This window comes from Sphingobacterium bambusae (genome assembly GCF_033955345.1).
Taxonomy (GTDB): Bacteria; Bacteroidota; Bacteroidia; order Sphingobacteriales; family Sphingobacteriaceae; genus Sphingobacterium; species Sphingobacterium bambusae.
Window position 1 is genome coordinate 1,309,709 of sequence record NZ_CP138332.1, and the last position, 18,562, is coordinate 1,328,270.

18 protein-coding genes are annotated in these 18,562 nt (G+C 42.1%); 9 read left to right on the top strand and 9 right to left on the bottom strand.

Annotated features, from left to right (window positions below; genetic code table 11):
* The first annotated feature begins 21 nt into the window (after nt 1–21).
* The 4 genes from SCB77_RS05555 (at nt 22) to SCB77_RS05570 (ending at nt 4,088) form a co-directional block, all read left to right on the top strand.
* A complete protein-coding gene (locus tag SCB77_RS05555; protein ID WP_320185442.1) occupies nt 22–987 on the top strand; it encodes a DUF2157 domain-containing protein in 966 nt (321 codons plus the stop codon).
* The gene (locus tag SCB77_RS05560) at nt 971–2,035 is read left to right on the top strand and encodes a DUF4401 domain-containing protein (protein ID WP_320185443.1); all 1,065 of its coding nucleotides are present in this window, start codon (nt 971–973) and stop codon (nt 2,033–2,035) included. The genes SCB77_RS05555 and SCB77_RS05560 overlap by 17 nt, the downstream gene beginning before the upstream one ends.
* A complete protein-coding gene (locus SCB77_RS05565; protein WP_320185444.1) occupies nt 2,022–2,519 on the top strand; it encodes a GDYXXLXY domain-containing protein in 498 nt (165 codons plus the stop codon). The genes SCB77_RS05560 and SCB77_RS05565 overlap by 14 nt, the downstream gene beginning before the upstream one ends.
* Before the next feature lie 279 nt (nt 2,520–2,798).
* Nucleotides 2,799–4,088, top strand: a complete 1,290-nt coding sequence (locus SCB77_RS05570; protein WP_320185445.1) for an ATP-binding protein — start codon at nt 2,799–2,801, stop codon at nt 4,086–4,088.
* Nucleotides 4,089–4,178: 90 nt separating this feature from the next.
* Here the strand turns inward: SCB77_RS05570 and SCB77_RS05575 are convergent, their stop codons facing one another.
* On the bottom strand, nt 4,179–4,652 hold the full coding sequence (locus SCB77_RS05575) for a hypothetical protein (RefSeq protein ID WP_320185446.1): 474 nt from the start codon (nt 4,650–4,652) through the stop codon (nt 4,179–4,181).
* A gap of 218 nt (nt 4,653–4,870) precedes the next feature.
* On the opposite strand from SCB77_RS05575, the gene SCB77_RS05580 reads away from it, so the two are divergent.
* From SCB77_RS05580 to SCB77_RS05590, 3 genes are all read left to right on the top strand, one after another.
* The gene (locus tag SCB77_RS05580; RefSeq protein WP_320185447.1) at nt 4,871–5,398 is read left to right on the top strand and encodes a hypothetical protein; all 528 of its coding nucleotides are present in this window, start codon (nt 4,871–4,873) and stop codon (nt 5,396–5,398) included.
* A gap of 167 nt (nt 5,399–5,565) precedes the next feature.
* Entirely contained in the window at nt 5,566–5,823 is a 258-nt protein-coding gene (locus tag SCB77_RS05585) for a hypothetical protein (RefSeq protein ID WP_320185448.1), read from the top strand.
* A gap of 425 nt (nt 5,824–6,248) precedes the next feature.
* Entirely contained in the window at nt 6,249–6,452 is a 204-nt protein-coding gene (locus SCB77_RS05590; RefSeq protein ID WP_320185449.1) for a hypothetical protein, read from the top strand.
* Between the two features lie 57 nt (nt 6,453–6,509).
* Here the strand turns inward: SCB77_RS05590 and SCB77_RS05595 are convergent, their stop codons facing one another.
* Nucleotides 6,510–7,175 (bottom strand): hypothetical protein, encoded by a 666-nt coding sequence (locus SCB77_RS05595; RefSeq protein ID WP_320185450.1) that lies wholly within the window; start codon nt 7,173–7,175, stop codon nt 6,510–6,512.
* Nucleotides 7,176–7,284: 109 nt separating this feature from the next.
* Between SCB77_RS05595 and SCB77_RS05600 the strand changes: the two genes are divergently transcribed.
* Entirely contained in the window at nt 7,285–8,415 is a 1,131-nt protein-coding gene (locus SCB77_RS05600; protein WP_320185451.1) for a Gfo/Idh/MocA family protein, read from the top strand.
* Nucleotides 8,416–8,906: 491 nt separating this feature from the next.
* Nucleotides 8,907–9,335 (top strand): nuclear transport factor 2 family protein, encoded by a 429-nt coding sequence (locus SCB77_RS05605; RefSeq protein WP_320185452.1) that lies wholly within the window; start codon nt 8,907–8,909, stop codon nt 9,333–9,335.
* 96 nt (nt 9,336–9,431) lie between these two features.
* Here SCB77_RS05605 and SCB77_RS05610 read toward each other — a convergent pair whose 3' ends face one another.
* From SCB77_RS05610 to SCB77_RS05640, 7 genes are all read right to left on the bottom strand, one after another.
* Nucleotides 9,432–10,076, bottom strand: a complete 645-nt coding sequence (locus SCB77_RS05610) for a hypothetical protein (RefSeq protein ID WP_320185453.1) — start codon at nt 10,074–10,076, stop codon at nt 9,432–9,434.
* Nucleotides 10,077–10,247: 171 nt separating this feature from the next.
* Nucleotides 10,248–11,042: a GLPGLI family protein gene (locus SCB77_RS05615; protein ID WP_320185454.1), complete on the bottom strand. Its 795-nt coding sequence runs from the start codon at nt 11,040–11,042 to the stop codon at nt 10,248–10,250.
* A 6-nt stretch (nt 11,043–11,048) separates the two neighbouring features.
* On the bottom strand, nt 11,049–13,766 hold the full coding sequence (locus SCB77_RS05620) for an outer membrane beta-barrel protein (RefSeq protein ID WP_320185455.1): 2,718 nt from the start codon (nt 13,764–13,766) through the stop codon (nt 11,049–11,051).
* A 205-nt stretch (nt 13,767–13,971) separates the two neighbouring features.
* Complete coding sequence (locus SCB77_RS05625; protein ID WP_320185456.1) at nt 13,972–14,892, bottom strand: hypothetical protein; 921 nt, start codon at nt 14,890–14,892, stop codon at nt 13,972–13,974.
* A 29-nt stretch (nt 14,893–14,921) separates the two neighbouring features.
* A complete protein-coding gene (metA, locus tag SCB77_RS05630; protein ID WP_320185457.1) occupies nt 14,922–15,866 on the bottom strand; it encodes a homoserine O-acetyltransferase MetA in 945 nt (314 codons plus the stop codon).
* 225 nt (nt 15,867–16,091) lie between these two features.
* Entirely contained in the window at nt 16,092–17,837 is a 1,746-nt protein-coding gene (locus SCB77_RS05635; RefSeq protein ID WP_320185458.1) for a C45 family peptidase, read from the bottom strand.
* A 78-nt stretch (nt 17,838–17,915) separates the two neighbouring features.
* A complete protein-coding gene (locus SCB77_RS05640) occupies nt 17,916–18,509 on the bottom strand; it encodes a hypothetical protein (protein WP_320185459.1) in 594 nt (197 codons plus the stop codon).
* Nucleotides 18,510–18,562 lie beyond the last annotated feature (53 nt).

The window sequence follows — 18,562 nt, forward strand, 5'->3', positions numbered from 1 at the left end:
GTAGTATAAACAAATTACGACATGAAAAGTATTCAACGGGATGATATCCACCTGATCGCTCGCTACAGCGATCTCTCGGAAAATGCGGTGGATCAGGCTCTGCATGAGCAGGTTTACCCTAAAGCCGACGCATGGCATACCTTCTTGCGCTTCTTCTTTTTGACTTTCGGTCTAGGATTTAGCGTGATGGGCATCGTATTCTTTTTTGCCTACAATTGGGAAGAACTCCACAAATTCATAAAAATAGGTCTTATCGAAGGCTTGCTAATTATGCTGACAGGAGTGGCGCTTTACCCCAAATTCAGTCAACAAACCAAGCAAATCATCCTCTGCGGCTGCTCTTTGTTGGTCGGGGTTTTATTTGCCGTATTCGGACAGGTTTATCAGACAGGAGCAAATGCATATGATTTCTTTTTAGCTTGGACGATCTTCATTAGCATATGGGTGTTGATCACGAATTTTGCACCGTTATGGCTTTTCTTCTTAGCGTTGATCAACTGCACCTTGATATTATACCATCAGCAGGTGGCATCAGACTGGTCACCCGTGTTGTTCAACATGGGACTTGGCCTGCTCAACGGTGCTGCTCTACTGCTCGGCATTCTCCTTTCTATTTCAGCGAAGAAGATCCATGTCCCTACTTACTTCTCCAATATTGTCGCACTTGCTGCCATAAGCTTCGCAACGATAGCCATGGTGACGGGGATTTTCGAACAACTTGACTGGAACCTCGCGCTGTGCACCGCTGTTGTTGCGCTAGCGTATTACCTCGGTATTCGATATGCGCTAAAACAACGAAATGGCTTTTACCTAGCCAGCCTGGCATTCAGTATAATCATCATATTTTCCGCTAGCATAATCGAAATCATGGAAGACGAAGCAGCTGGAGCCATCTTAGTATGCGGCTTTGTTTTGGCAAGTGTAACCTTTGTTGTACACCAGTTACTTAAACTTCAAAAACCAAAAACTCATGGACTACAAGAATAAGCTTAGCGACACACTCGCCTATTTCCAATCCAAGGAAACCGGTGCGGTGAATTTTCAAGAGTCAGCGATTGAACAAGCCTACATGACTGAAGCACCCAAACAAACATTACCAATCAAAGTATTATCTATTTTGGGCGGTTTGTTGACGGCTATTGCGTTCTTTGGATTTTTGCTCATCACGGGCTTTTATAAATCGGGCATTGCCCTAACCTGTATTGGTGTTCTAGCTATTGGCGCAGGGGCAATCATATCTCAAAAACATGACAGTATCTTGCTCGATACCATTAGTATTTCTTCCGTTATTATCGGATTTATCTTGGTCGGTGTGGGCTTGGCAGAACTAGAGGTTTCCGAGAAAAAAATAATGATTTGCTTTATCGCCATCGCCCTATTATGTCTTGTTTTAGCGAAAAGCTACTTGCTGACTTTCGTATCCACATTGATTGTACATGGTAGTATCATTGCCTACCTGATGAGTAGCGACCAACCTTCACTAGTACCTATCTACGTCGCCTTGCTCGGCATCTTGATAGCTTATGTACATCTTAAGGAAGCTAAACTCATCTGCCTATCCAACTTTATAGCTAGAGGATACAACCCGGTGAAAACAGCGCTTATTTTTGCCTTTGTATCTGGACTTATGTTTTTGCGTGGTGCATTCTTGCCGCAAGTCCATCCGTATTTTTTGTTGGTGACCTCCACAACATGTATCATCCTTATACTATATGTTACCCATAAGATCCTGAACGTGTTCGCCGTAACAAAATGGTCGACCAAGTCGCTGGCTTACGCGCTCACCTTGCTTACCTTGGCCCCCACTGTCGTAACGCCCGGTATTAGTGGGGCTTTGTTGCTACTCTTACTTGGTTTTCTAACCAACTACAAAACAGGCCTGGTGATTGCTGGCGTTTCTTTGCTTTATTTCATCGGCCAATGCTACTATGACCTACAGTTTACGTTGTTAACGAAATCTATCTCGCTATTTGCATCGGGTATTTTCTTTGTCATTTTATATCTATTTATTGCTAAACGTCATGAACAACATTAAAAAATACAGTGGAATGATTGTTATCCTGAACTTGATACTTTTGTTGGTTTATTTCAACCACAGCATTTTCAAGAAGGAGAAGATACTAACAGAAGGACAACTTGTCCTGCTCCGTCTCGCACCTGTTGACCCACGCTCCTTAATGCAAGGCGACTACATGCAGCTGCGTTACGCTATTGCTGATGGCATTCGTCCCGATAGTGTTGGCCGAAGAGGATACTGTGTGCTCCGGGTTTTACCCGATCACACGACGCAGCGTGTTCGCTTTCAGTCAAGCAAAGAACCCTTAGCGCAGGATGAACAGTTGCTATCCTACACCTCGCCCAACAACTGGACAATAGATTTGGGTGCCGAATCCTACTTTTTTCAAGAGGGCCAAGCGGAAAAATATGAAAAGGCGATATATGGTGCGTTGATGGTGGATGAGGGAGGAAACAGCTTGCTAGTCGGTCTCTATGATGAATCCCTAAGGAAAATAGAATAGTTAGCCTTGAAGGCCGATCGCAGGGTTATTGCCAGATGAAACTAAAGATGACGGAACCATCACGCCCACACCATCACAACCAATCTTTTTGACAGCAATAGCCGCCAAAAAGATTGGATGGAGCTATGCAGCACTTGTTAGCAACATAACCGGTCTAGCGTGGTCCCTGCAAAAAAACAATAGCATGTAAACGCTTTACAGGATTTCTTCTGCCTTTTTTAGCGAACAGGCTGCATACGAAAGTATTTCTGTAACTTCGTAGCTACACCGGAGGCCGTCATGAAAAACAACACCAACATTACGAACGCAAGCATTGAATCTGCTGGATTACCAAAAGACTACAAATATGCCATTGCCGAATACATATGGAATGGTTTTGACGCCAAAGCGAGCAGTGTCGATATTCGCTATGAAAGTAACGCCTTGGGGTATCTGCACAGCATTAGCTTTGCAGACGATGGCGAGGGCATAAACCACGAAACATTGCAGCAATCCTTTGGAAACTTTTTGGACTCCATGAAGCGTAGCTCCTTGAAACGCAGCTCCTACATCCGAGGTAGAAAAGGAAAAGGGAGGTTTTCTTTTTCTCTTTTCGCTACTCGTGCCACTTGGACAACGCGTTATCGAAATATTGATCAACAGATTTCTGAATACGAAATCATTATCGATAGGCATCAAAAGGAAAGCTATGAAGATTCATTTTTGATCGATTCCTCACAAGCACAAACGGGCACCACGGTAAAGCTAGAAGGAATTTTTGGACTAAGTGAACAGCAGCTGATGGCGTCTGAATTTGCAGATTTTCTTGCACAAGAGTTTGGTTGGTTTTTGTTCTTAAACAGGGAACAGGATTTTCAAATCAGCATCAACGGAGCCCCCCTCGCCTATAAGCAACTGATCAGGGAAAACGAAATCATAAATTGGACTATCGCAGACGAAGATGACAACACCTATCACTTCCGCATCGATTTTATCCGTTGGAAGGAAAACATCGGCGACCGCTACTACTATTATTTCTTAAACAATAAAAAAATGGAAGTGGCCAAGGAATTGACGAGTTTTAACAACAATGCCATTCACTTCCACCACAGCGTTTACATCGAATCAGCCTTTTTCAATGGCTTCGAACAAATAGCTATTGCCAACAGCGCAGAAGACAACCTTTTCAGTGGTCTTCAGCAACATATGGTATTTAAGAAGCTGATGAATGAGCTTAGAAATTTACTCGAACGGAAACAAAAAAAGTTTGTTCAAGAGCACGTGACCGATGAGATGATCGCGAGGATAACCCACGCAAATGTATTGCCTAAATATGCCGAAAATGAACAAGATCAACGAAGAAAACATAAGATATTAAGCTTGCTAAAAGCACTGTGTACGGCAGAGCCAAAGGTATTCACGAGTATGAAATCCGATTACCTCAAGGCTTATCTAGGCTTCATCGACCTTCTCTTACAGAGCGATCAAAGAAATGCTGTTCTAAACGTTATTCAACAAACCTTACCACTTGGCGAAAAAGAACAGGAAGAGATTACTCAAATCTTAGCTTTTCCGGAAGTTGAAAACTAATCAAAAAACCTGTACATTCAAGCGATCTACCCTGCTTTTTTGGAAGTTAATAAACGTATGCACAGTCGTGATGACACCATTATACCAAGTCTATGTCGACAGATTAACATTGGATAAGCAACTTGCATCGATCCAGATGTAAGGTCTATCGAACACTTTTTCAGGGAAAATTTTATTGTGAATAAGCTTCATATTGGTATCCTCCTCTTCTGAGGGCAAGACCTCTTGCGGCACAACCTGCGCAGTAAATATAGCATCCTGCTCCAACATCGATATATCGCTACGCAACAGGTTAACGCCATTCTTTTTAAAGATCGCTTTGGCTTCAGTCTTCGTAAGTTTAAACAAGTTCGCCGCTGTGGAATCATACGACGATAACGCTTCTTCTAGACGATCCGGAAATTTTTGCGCCAAATAATCGGCGTAAAGCTTTCTATCTTTCGTGCGCAACGCATCATTACGGATAATAATCCGCTCGGGATGCACCTCAAAACTGAAATCTTTCGAATCTTCCAAAAATCCATAATGTAAATTATACTTGTCCAATCGCTTGATAAGCTCCATACCCGCTTTCCTTTTCCTTTCGATGTTAAAAAAATGGTTAACAGTCGTGCGACACGCTCGTCTAAGCGTGCACGCTGTTATTGGTAGAGGCCGCAGTTATAAAACACTGTAACCTGCTATAGTAGAACCGTGTTTTTTCTTTTTCGTTTTAGCTATTTCGCAAGATGCTTGGCATGTATTTTGTCTCCTATTTCGTAAAAAACGAAACCAAGATGGTCATGAAAAAGCCTATATATCAACTATTGACGTCCCTGTTTATACTGACTTCTTTACTATCTATTCACTTGCCGAGCTTTGCACAGGCTGATGAGCAGCGATTCAAAATCGAACTTAGTATTAGCGCAGGCGGAAAGACAGCGAAGACCTTATTAAACTCTTCATCCATAAGCTTTTCCCGACAAGATGTGTATACCTTAGCGGACAGTAGTAAGAGTTCGGTCGTTGATCAAACAACAAACAAGGCTCCGCAACTGCCTAGGGACATCTACCTCAGCGCGGATGCAAACAGTATTAGTACTGATGCTATGGAAATCCTTGCCAAACATAAAGGTGCGTTATCAGGAACCATCATCGTGACCGATGCCTACAATCAATCTCAGGTAAAACGCATTCAATTTTCGAATGCCTTACTCAGTGGATATTCCGATCAGATATCCTCCTATGGCTACAACGGAAAGCCAGGAAGTGTTGCGTTCTCGTTCCTCTGTAAAGAACTGACTGTAGATGGTATCAGCATTAGCCCATAAGATAAAAACACCACGAAGATTTCGATTTGACAAAACGAAATAAACGATTCAATGGTTAATATAACGTTGGACAAGGCAAGTGAAATGTACGGTGTTTAACAAAATACCAAACCAAGACACCAAGCGAGCAGGATAGCAAATAATACACAACTTCGACACAAGAGATTATGGAATTCCAAACACTGGTAAACGATCCGTATAAAGGGCTACGGTTTCGTATACACCTGCAGAACACCGATTTTATCGTTCGTTTACGCAAAGAAGCGATCACCAAAGACAGCAAGGAAATTCAGATCCTGCTCGATGGGATTCCCAGAACTTTAAGAAAAGACGACTTCGGGAGTTGGCACATCGATGGCTTTGAGGTAGACGTCAATTTTGGTCGCGCTGTATGGAACTGTATAAGCCTACGCTATCGTATCTAATGTGAATACATGGACGTTCGAGTCTACTTTTCGATACAGTGTATGGCTAAGTTCGAGCTAAAGCACAACAGATGGTTCTGCTAACAACGACGATTGCATGGTTTTAATTTTATCTCCAAGTACTGGAACCACTTGAAAATACGCAGCATAAAGCATAAAATCCCATAAAGAAACGCAGGTTTCCGCATAAAAAACAAAACGAATTAGTTTTTTTGGCACACATATTGCTAAAAACAGCATAGGTTAATAATTGGTTTGGTAACCCTTCACGCCGCCCGGTTGTGAGGGGTTCCGTTTTTTTAGGCCTTATTAAAAATTAGCTACTCTTCTTTTTTCCATTTTCTAAAACGATATCCCTCTAAAGACCGTTCAACTCATAGAAACGCATAAATGTTATGCACATGTTGGACATAAAAAATTACACCATGTATAATCAAGAAAAAAAAGTAGAAGATCGCAAAGAAAATCTGACGGATAAAGATAAGTTGGAAAAAGACAAAAAGAAAAATGAAAACGTGGACAAAGATGGCAATGGCATGGATTACATTCCACCAACTCCAGAGCCTACGAGTGAATCAACAAGACAACATAATGATCCGATTCGCGATAAAAACCCAAGTACGCTTTAAATAAAGAAATCAAAAAGACCCACATTTATGGGTCTTTTTGATTTAACGCTAATTAGCCTATTCATTGCCATCACGCTCAGTACTGCCATTGGTAAAGAATACCTTACGATCAGTAACCGATTGCTTACGGCCCATAACTGATTGCTTATGGCTCATAACCGATTGCTTATGGCTCGTAACCGATTGCTTATGACTCATAACCGATTGCTTATGACTCGTAACCGATTGCTTATGGCTCATAACTGATCGCTTATGGCTCGTAACCGATTGCTTATGGCTCATAACTGATTGCTTATAGCCCATAACCGATTGCTTATGGCTCATAACTGATTGCTTATAGCCCATAACCGATTGCTTATGGCTCATAACCGATTGCTTGTGGCTCATAACCGATTGCTTATGGCCCATAACCGATTGCTTATGGCTCATAACCGATTGCTTATGGCTCGTAACCGATTGCTTATGACTCATAACCGATTGCTTATGGCTCATAACTGATCGCTTATGGCTCGTAACCGATTGCTTATGGCTCGTAACCGATTGCTTATGGCTCATAACTGATTGCTTATAGCCCATAACCGATTGCTTATGGCTCATAACTGATTGCTTATAGCCCATAACCGATTGCTTATGGCTCATAACCGATTGCTTGTGGCTCATAACCGATTGCTTGTGGCTCATAACCGATTGCTTATGGCCCATAACCGATTGCTTATGGCTCATAACCGATTGCTTATCATCAGCTAGTAATCCTTTATTGTCGTTTATTACCTTTCTTAAGGCTAGAAAAACCAATTGGCTTTAGTATTGTTTACTTTTAAAACACGCCATTATGAACAAATCTCGTCGACAATTTATCCAGAGGCTTACATTTTCAACAGCAGCTATTCCATTACTATCCAGTTGGGTGTCACCCGCGGCTCATAATATCATCGCGCAGGACACTTCAGGATCACAGAAGGTTCTACGGGTGGCACTGATGGGACTCGGCGGATACGCGGAGCGTGTAGCAGAGGCGATGCAACATTGCAAGCGCGCCAGTATAGCCGGTCTGATAAGCGGTACGCCGGCGAAATTGGAGAAATGGGGTGAAAAATACAAAGTTCCCGAATCCAGCCGACATAATTATGAAAACTTCGATGCTATAAAGGACAATCCAAACATCGATGCCATTTATGTCATCACGCCGAATGCGCTACATCACAACCATGTGATACGGGCTGCCCAAGCAGGAAAACATGTGATCTGCGAAAAGCCGTTGGCAATCTCCGCAAAGGAGGGACAAGAGATGGTCGATGCTTGCGCAAAAGCAGGCGTAAAGCTGCTTGTGGGCTATAGAATGCGTTTTGAACCAAATACGTTGGAGGTTGTCAAGCTTCGCCAAGCGGGCGCTTTCGGTCGATTGAAATTCTTTCAGGGTCAATGTGGTTTCGTTGCTGGCGATCCTGCGCAATGGCGTCTGAATAAGGAATTAGCTGGTGGAGGCTCGTTGATGGACATTGGCATATACGCCATCAATGGCGCTCGTTACATGTTGGGTGAAGATCCGATATGGGTAGCAGCACAAGAGACAAAAACGGATCCCGTGAAGTTTAAGGAAGGTGTAGATGAAACCATACAGTTCGAACTGGGCTTCCCCAGTGGCGCCGTAGCGTCCTGCCTGTCATCGTATAATATCAGTCATTTGGATCGTTTTTTCTTGAGTGGCGAGAAAGGCTTTGCGGAGATGTGGCCTTCCACCGGTTATGGCCCCATAAAAGGGAGAACGCATCAAGGTGATTTAGGAAAACCGCATACCATCCATCAAACTACACAAATGGACGAGATGGCAGCTATTATTTTTGACAATAAAACCCCTATTCTTCCCATTGATGGTTTAACTGGCGTCCAAGACCTGCAAATCATCGAGGCTATCTACAAATCTTGCTCTTCTGGAAGACGCGAGACGATCAAACTCGCTTAGTCTAAGTAGACTTAAAATTTCTCAAAAAGAGTTCTCCTGCGCTTTAGCTTCAGGAGATCCCATTATCGTTTCCCCAAACGATTCAATAGCTTCAGCAGATCGGCTACATATGCCGAAAACCAGCCCTATCTTGATGCACAAAACAGCAACCCAAGCAAAGAAATAAAACCTAAGTTATTACATAACAAATACTTAAAAATAAGTACATAGTTAAAAACATACCTTTGGTTTAGAAAAAAAACAATAGGTAATTAAATTCATAATGAAAAATAAAACATATCGATTTTCAATAAAAACGTTCACCGACAAATTCGATGTGTTTACCGAGAAAAGTAGTGCATTGGTCTAAACGATATTTCCAGATTCGCTCGTTAGCTGTAGTTTTGATCTATCAAATCAGGACGAGGCAAAAGCGAGCGCAGATTGGAAGATATTTGATAATAGATAAATATTAAAAAACAATTAAAAAAACGCAAACAAAACCCACTGCCATGAAAAGTACAATCGCCACCCTGATGACCGCTGCCATGTTATTCGGCAGCTTACAAAGCTTCGCTACTAGCGGTCCCACAAATCCGTTAAAAGACCATAAATCGGTTCATATTATTAGCACCTACCTAGAGGCTACGACATTGGGATCTACTGATCTAAATAAATTTCTTTTCGCCGATGATTTCGAATACCGAAACACGGCAAACAATGATAAATTCAACAAAAAGGAATACAGCAACCACCTGAAAGCCAACAAAGGCATCAAGTATGACTGTAAAACCACCTACGATATTTTGGACGAAACGGGGCATGCTTGTGTAGCAAAAGCCACGATGCAGTTCAGCAACTTTACCCGCGTAGATTACATTACGCTAAACCGAACCGACGATGGTTGGAAAGTAAGTAAAGTTGTGACGACATACCCATAGAGCTGGGTATTTTGTTTCAATGTTTAGTTTAGTCAAAGAGCCTGCAGCCCTGCAGGTCTCTTTGTTTTATACAGCCTACTCCTAAAAGTTGCAGAATCAGCGATAGAAAAACTGATCGATCAATACGAAGAAAATATCCTCATCTGTACCGTAACGCTGCATCAACCGCTGCCATGTTGCCTCACTGAAATCTATTTCATTTTCGAAGCTATCTTCATAACGCCATTTATCGAGTCCATACTTTCTAACGGAAGCTCGGTTTGTACCTTCACTGTACTCCAATGTGCCATTAAGGCCCTTTTTAAAACTTGATTTCATACCTCCTCGTTGCTCAGCGAACTGTTCATTACCGAAAATATCCTTACCCTGCTCTAATTTGTACCCCCTATTGTCTTCGATAATCAGCTTGTCGAAAATGTCTATGCTATATTTGGCTACGTAACCTTCACTACGTCGATTTTGACGAATAAGATCGAGCAAAAGATCTGTTTGTTTTTGCTTGTTGCCAAGAATACCTGCCCATTCTTTGGCGAGGTATTTTTTTTCGTAGGTAATGGCGTTGTTCCTATTGTCCGTGAAGATAAGATCATCAAAAATATTCTTCTTCATTGTTGCGGTATAGCGACCATCGGTTGATTCGTAAACCAAGTCGCCGAATATGTTGGTTTCAATCTTGTGGTTCTGTGCAAACAGCGTTACACAACTCACAAGAAAGAGTAGTAATAAAATGTTCTTCTTCATAGGTTCTTACTTTATACATTGGATTCAAAAAACCGTTCTAGGGTTTAAGAAGGAAAAAAAAAATGCACAACTATCATCCAGATATATTGTGCATTTTTGATGTTATGGATGCGATCTCAATGATAGACTTTGCGATCAAAAGAGCATCTTTTTGTACGTAGCCCAAGAGGCCTACAAGGTGCCCAGCTTCATGATGTAATCTACGGTTTCCTTATTTAACCAGTCTTTCAGCGTATTAGAAAATTGTGTCACCATTTGTTGTCTCGACATAACCTTTGCTTTTTTCGCATCAAAAACCTTTTTGTCGAGTATCACATTGTCGCTTAGCTCCACTTTGCTCGCAAAGTAAGAGACGTGCTGGCTCGGCACCACCAAGCCCAAGATGATACCCGGCAAACCACTAATAGATTCCGGCCCACCACTTACTGGCATTTCCGTACTGTAATAAGCAACGACATAAATAGAATCGGGTGTAATACCATTGGCACGACGACAGCTATATCCCGCTACTTCCCGATACTCGTCAGTAATGCGCCATTTTACTTTCTTAACCGTATCCTGAATGATAACCTTCTCACCCATTAAATCATTGTAGCGTTTATACTCCTTGGTTTTCAAATTGGATAGAGTTACCGCATCGAAATCCAACGCAAACATCATGATGAGCTGCTGCGTCATCTGATCGAGTTCTACCTTTTGTGGCTCAAAGAGCGTTTCCGTATCATTAAACTTTAAGGTCTTCTTCAACACCACTTGTTGCGGTATCTTGGGTAGCATACTTTGAAATTGTCCACGAGAACGATCATCGGCCTTGTCGATAAACTGCTTAGACACGATATTTTTCATGTACATGGTCTTATCGTAGGTGATGGTGCCTGACTTGGCAAACATTGTGTATTGAGCCTGTAGGCTGTGTGTCGCCAACAACAGGAAAAAGAAGAACAAATATTTTTTAATTTTCATCATGATTCATTATTTAACAAACATTTTCGCAAAATCCCAAGACACCTTCAACATATAGTAACGGCGGATGGTGTCGTAGCGGCGTTGGGTGAACACAGAGTTTACCGCTGAACGGCTGAATCCACGATTTTGGTTCAAGACGTCATTGATCATAAAGTCGACGACTAGGGACTCATTTTTCAAGAACTTTTTGCTCACCCCTGGATGTACCAAGAACTGCTCGAATTTCTGGTCGAAGGCCTGCGTAGGTGCCTCGTACAAATAGTTGAAGTTGGTATATACCTTAAAGGTCTTCGTAATAAAGTATTCCACACTACCATCCGAACCAAATACAAAGCCGTTGCTGTTGACATTAGTCTGTAAACTAGACTTCATCAAGCGGTATTGCGGGCTCAAATTCACATTGAAGTTGATTCCGGTTTTTGTGTCGCGAATGATATTGTACGTAAAATTAAAGTTGGTACTATTGACCTTATTCAATTCGCTGTTTACAAAGTTGTAGTTTTCTGTCAAACCCACTGACAATTGCGGCGAATTACCCAGACCTAAATCTTTATCGAGCTTGAAATAATGACCTAGCCAAGCGCTGGCATTGGTATTTGTCTTCCCTTCCACATTGCTCCATTCGTAAACGTTGATAGTATCTCGCACCGTGATATTCTGCGTGATCGGATTCTTTTGAAAAGATACATTACCACCCACATAGAAATAACTTCCGGTCAACAGCTTAAAGGTATTGTATCCCGCATTGAAGGAATTACTGAACGAGGGTCTCAAATTTTCATTACCTAAATATTGATTTAAGGGATCACTATTGTCCAAGATCGGTTGGATCTGGCTTAACGAAGGCAACTGATTACGCCCGTTGTAGTTGAACCACATCACTTTACTTTTCGTGAAGGAGTAACTTCCATTTAGTGATGGGTTGTATGTAAAGAAGGTACGCGAGAGCGCTTCGTTGGAATAGTTGTTGTACTGATTCAGCCTATCGTTATTCAAACTGTTGCTCAAGTTAGCGCGGAACTTCTCGGTGGTGTAGTTCAATGCTACTTTATAATTACTGCTCAAGCGGTCAAAATCATAATTATTACTGAACTTCATATCCAAATCATCGTAAAGACCAGATGCCGACTTGTTAAACGACTCTACCAAGGAAGCGTTCTTGTTGCGTTCTATACCAGCGCCGAGGGAAAGGTTGAATACTTTCGAAAGAGGTTCTGTATAGGTCAAGGAAGCGCGTTGATTTTCTGATGTCTGCACCCTATTCTTTACTTGGTCCGTTAGAAGCGTTTCTCCGGTTGCATAGTTTACTTCACTTTTCAAGGTACCTCCCCCAATGCTCTCATCACCGCTTACCTGTCCGTTGAAAGTTAGGGAGCGTCCTTTCTTCATAAATTTATGTGTATAAAGTGCATTTATTAGGAAAGAAGATAGCTCAGATTCGTTAACCTCCTCGCTACTGTTTCGAACAGTGGGGTTCATCTCTTGATCAAACTGGCTAGAATTTATCACATTATTTGTCCATAGATTTTTCCTCGTGGCATTACCTGCAATGGTTAGGCTATTCAACGAGTCTAAGTTAAGGTCGTACTTCAAGTTAACCCGATGTTGATCGTTCTCGGTATCTACATTTTTTAGCGAGTAGTTATTGATGATACCGCTTGTTGTGGTCTCGTCTTGTCCATCGCTTGCTATTCGTCCGTATTTATAGTTCAAGTTTACCTTATGCTTGTCTTCTTTGAAGCGGTCTGCATAGGTCACGCCGGTATTGATCGCATTGGGCACCCCAATTACCCCTTGTCCAGAAAACGGATCTTGAACATTCGTAAACCAGGTGCTGCCATCATCGCCATAGGTCACGCCGCTATCACCGCCGAATTTCTCTGCATCTTCACGTCCTAAGCTCGTGGTTGCATTATTGCCAAATAGGCTGTAAGCCGATATTTTCTGACTGCCTTTAAATTTATTGATCATCAACTGGCCCATATAAAACTTATCCGTTCCACCGCCGAGCAAGGCCTTGCCAAACAGTCCATTCTTCGCATCTTCTTTGAGCTTGACGTTGATGGTCTGTTCACGTTGCCCATCATCCACACCGGTGCGTTCTGCCTGTTCCGATTTCTTCTCGTACACCTGCACTTTATCGACCATATCCGAACGTATATTGCGGGTCACCAAGGTCGGATCGTCACCGAAAAACTCTTCTCCGTCCACCAGCACGCGCTTCACGGTTTTTCCTTGCGCGGTAATGTTTCCCGCAGCATCAACTGTGATACCGGGCAATACTTTCAGTAAATCTTCTACCTTAGCATTCTTTTCCACGGTAAAACTTCCCGCATCATATTCTGTCGTGTCGCCATTAATTTTAATCGGAATACGGCCTGTAACCACCACCTCTTCGAGGAGTTGTGCGGTACTGGTTAAGCCAATAGCTAAATTTTGATACGATGTCTTAGGCAGGATCTCGGTGTAGAAGTCGCCATATTTTGGATAACTAGCTATTAACAAATAGGTTCCAGTATCCGGTTGATTCATGGAGAAGGCACCGGCCTCATCCGTATAGGTAAAATCAACGAGGATGGAATCCTTAGCGGTGATCAACATCAATGTGGCATTGGTCAACTTTTGGTTATCATTCACATCGGTTACTTTTCCCGATAGCTTGGTTTGCGCTTGAAGCGAAAAACCTAGCAGGCTTAGTAGCAAAAAGACAATATGTCTCATCATAAGGTAAACATTCAATTTTTATAATTCACAATCGAAGCTATATGTCGATGGAAAAAATCAATTGTTACAGCTTTGGAAAAATAAAAGTGAAATATTTTCATCAGTCATCCCAAAGCATGGTTGACCAGTGAAAAGAAACTTTAATTAATAGGAATCTGATGGGATGCTGCAGCCAAAGATAGTGGCTACGTCATGCTGTTGCTTATTAAATCACCGTAAATGCTGTCGCGATCAAATGACTGGGTTTAATATAGATAAATGTTCTTTGGGCATCGATGACGACATTAAAGCGTTTAAGAACGTCTGCTCCCAAAATACTGATCCGTTGTAGTCCGCTGGCTCCCTTAAAGAATCCGGCCGCAACATCAATCAATTCATGCGATCCAATTTCAGCACGCGGTACCACAACCTTTTTGCTGACGATAGCGTTACCAAAAGCGTCATGTAATATCTTTTCCCCTACGGCCGGCAAAAGGCTATCGAGATCATGTTTAACCACAAATTCATCATCAAACAGCAAGGCGCCGCTATAACCGGAATGTATCAAAAATCGGTTTTCTAAGCGTTTACCACCAATACTACAATGGATGGTAACGAACATATTACCCTTCTCGAAGGTCAGCGGCAATTGTTGATAAGAGGAAAGATCCAAAGGCAATTCGTCAGTCAGCATCATCAGGTTTTGATCAAAATCCAATTGCAGGACTTTTCCTTCGAGCAGTCCAAAACCCAACTTTCCATCGGCTCCTTGCCCCGTATTCACATCATCCCAGATGGGCAGATCCGGCCAAGATATGCCTTGCAACTGCACATGATTGTGCGCACTCATGCGCGATGCATTTGACGCAGCACCCCAACTCGTCACTCCATCAACTTCTTCATCAAAGCGGATACTTTTCAATTTAGGCAGCGATGTCTGCGTCAACGTCACATCTTTCGACGCCGTATGAAACATGAGTTTAACTGTATCGACGCGATTGAGTACCGCACTGACTAAAAGGTTGTTGTAAGCTGTCCGTTCAAACGGAATAGTATCTGCAGACAATGACAAGTTAGCCGCATGGCTAAGCATAGCCTGCATGACAATAAATAGGACAGTGAAATAACGGATCAACGGCTGTTTCAAAATTTTTATGCTAGATGGTAACTACTTGTTTATCCGTTGTTTTTTATCTCACCCAAAAGGGGAACCTCATTTAAATCAAATGGTGTCTCTTGGTAAACAAAATAGTTAAGCCAATTATTAAAGAGCAAATTCGCGTGGCCGGTCCACCGCACTACTGGGGCATTTTTTGGATTATCCTGTGCGTAGTAGTTGTGTGGAACTTCCAAGGTAAGGCCTTTTTCAACATCCCTCACATACTCATCATGTAAGGTTAATGGAGCATATTCAGAATGTCCTGTCAAATAAAATTCCCTACCACCGCGTGAAGATAAAATTGCAATACCTGCCTCATCCGATTCGGAAAGAATGCTAATCTCTTCTTTACGCAATAAATCCTCCTTTAAAATTGTTGTATGTCTACTATGGGGGATATGAAATTCATCGTCGAAACCTCGGAACAGCGGGTTTTTCTTTTCCGTTGCATGATGCTTAAATACACCAAAGAGCTTGTTGTTTAGTGGCATTTTTTCTACACCATAGAAATGATATAGGGCAGCTTGCGAAGCCCAACAGATGTACAACGTCGAGGTAACATGCGTTTTGGCCCAATCAAAAATTTGTGTGATTTCATCCCAATACGTGACTTCTTCAAACTTCATCATCTCCACCGGTGCACCCGTAATGATCATACCATCGTAATAATTATCTCGGATTTCACTGAAGCCCTTGTAGAACAATTCCAAATGCTCCTCGGGCGTATTTTTTGGTGTATGGGTATCCAAACGCAAAAACTCCACCTCGACCTGCAAAGGCGTGTTGGATAGCAAACGAACAAAATCGGTTTCTGTCGAAATTTTTAACGGCATCAGGTTGAGAATAAGGATGCGCATCGCCCGAATATCCTGTGCGTTTGCACGCAGATCGGTCATTACGAAAATATTCTCTTTCTTTAAAAGCTCTACGGCCGGTAAATTATTAGGTATCTTGACAGGCATATCTTCCTCTATCTCTAGTTGATTTAGGCAAAAATAGAAAGAATATAACAAATTTGGTATGCAGCATGTTACTTTCTGACTTTTACCCGATAAACCTAGCCAGAAAGAATACACGGTTTGATTTCGATACGGGGAGCACCATTTTTTTCCAGTCCGTGATCGGAAGATATATCTTAGCTTCGTTTACCGCTGTTCTTTTTGGTGTAGGTTTCTGGATTCTTTTAATTAACCTGAATCAGTATAAACCCCGATCTCTGGCTTTTCCAACCGTTGATTTTTTCGTCTTGTTTTTCGAAGATAGCTTTCGATATTATTCCGATCGGAAACAGTCGTTACCTCCCTTTGAGCCGCTTGCTGGAAGTAGGCTCCAGCTTCTGGATAGTTCTTTGTGGAATAAAAATATTGTCCTATCTTGAAGTAACTCAGCCAAAAATCAGGATTCAGTTTGATGAAATTTTGGAGCAAAGGATCGTCGAGCGTTGTTTTGTTCCGAATGGCAGAGTCGATCTTCAGGGTAACTTTCTTAAATTTTTCATAATTAGAAAAATCTTCAGCATCGGCAAAAGGATCGCGAGGTATATTGAACTCGGATTTCGACAACTTGCCCGGCGCTGGCTGCTTACCAAAAATGTCGTTGAGGTCATAACACAGCATTTCGCCCAATTGATAAGGACTTGAAGAAACCCATATCTTTTTTTGTTCGGGTGAGAAAATCACCGAATGGTGCGCCAGTAACTGGTTCAGCGCTTTTTCATTTCCATATCCTATAGATTTGCCATTTAGCCCTTCTTTGTTACGAAGAATATCGGCCATTTTTCGGGGATTCAACTTTTCCTCCTGCTGCAGCAGTTGTTTTAGCTTTTCATGGCGATATACCGAAGCCCCCTCCGCAATCTGGCTGAGGTTTCGAGATTCCTGCTGATACCTCTGCGATTGGAAATGATTTGTGCAGATCAGATAAGCGCTATCGGAAACCTCGTACACCCCGAAATTATCAGGAGCAACCTCAATGATGACAGCCCTTCGATCCTTCGCACTTCCGACCATAATAGATTCGGAAACGAAAACCTGTCGTTTTTTTGCGATCGCAATGGCCTCTTCTACAGTGGAGGAAAATTGAAGAATTTCTTTTGTCAAAAGTGAAATAGGTGTTTTTGCTGCGAGCGGGACCCTCGATTTCCCAGCATTGATCGTAACAGTAAGGCCATCGTAGTTCATTCCCGACACCACGCCAGTCATCCCCGGCCAAGAGATCGAGACATAGGGTATACCATCGGTGGGGCGCACGAATTGAACGACTTTGTTTTCTGCAAAATCATCGCCCACATAAAAGTCAAAATTACGGCCGATCAGCAAGCTTCCATCTTCAGAATTTTCGTCCCAAACGGCCAGCGACGAACAGCCCACCATCATCATATCCTGAAGGGCGTGCCCGATGTCGTGTGCACCATGCAGATACATATTGCGCAAAAATCTGGGCGCAATTTTGTTGTATTTGTCCGAAGAGTAATGGGAAAGTCCATAAATCTCGGCCTGGTAATCGTTACGTATGTGGAGATACATTTTTCGATTATACCATTTCAAAAAACTGCTCAACATCTTTTGTTTGGAACGTGAAGGGACAAAATCGGCAACTCTCGTAAAAAAGAACTCTTCCTGTTGTTGCATAAGCGGCTGCATCAATGCCCCATGTTGGTATCCCAATTGAAGCGGATCGCCGTCTAGATAAAGCTCCCATACCCGATGCTGATTTTTGGTTACAAAGCTCTTATCTGCAGAAAAAGTCGAGTCATCAATTCGATGAACCTCTAGAGGATCTGTCGAATAGCTGTCGAGGTTTGGAGTATGACGAACCGACTTGGACACTTCGCAAGAAAGACAGAGGAACAGAATCGCTGAGCAACAAACAAAAACGCTTTTCATGGAATTCAGATAGACCGAATGATATCGATCGTATGTCTTGATATTCATCTTACAAACGGCCTACGTAAAACAAAGATAGGTAAATAGGCGCGGTAAAGATAACGGGAACAAGTTTCACCAATTTCCTTATAATTTTCTGCCGATCATTTTAGCCACAGATTTAGCAGTTTTTGCATAACCTTCAGCCATACGATCGTTGTTATTCGGAACTCCTACAAAACTAATATCACCAGGGGCTTTCGTGCTTTCGATTTCTAAAACTACCTGAGACGGATTTGCTGTTTCGACTATTTTTAGAAGGGTACTCACTTTTGCAGGTTGTTTCATAACAGCGGCGAACCATCCTGGATAGATCCAAACCGTTTTCACCACGAGGGTATAGGGAGCCGAGCCATCTTCTTCAACCGCCAAGGTAGAATTCTTACTCCAAGAATCAATAAATTTCTTAGGGAAAGAAGTTTTTTCGTAATATTCCCAATCCTCCAACCATAATTTACTTTCCTCTTCCCCTTTGTTTGAGCTGATTTCTTTTTGTCTCCGGTCGAGATAGGTTTTCTCGTCTATATTTTCGTTGTAGAATTTCATCTCACTGTAATCCATTTTAAGGATTAGAGAGGTCTGGCCTCTTAGCGAAACAACATCCCCAGATAGGATTTTTAATTTCTGGGCATTAACCGTTAAAGTAATACCTGATAAGATCAATAAAATAAGCGCTTTCATATATTTCAATTTTTTATTTAGCAAATGGACAAACATGTGGATGGTTCGACTTT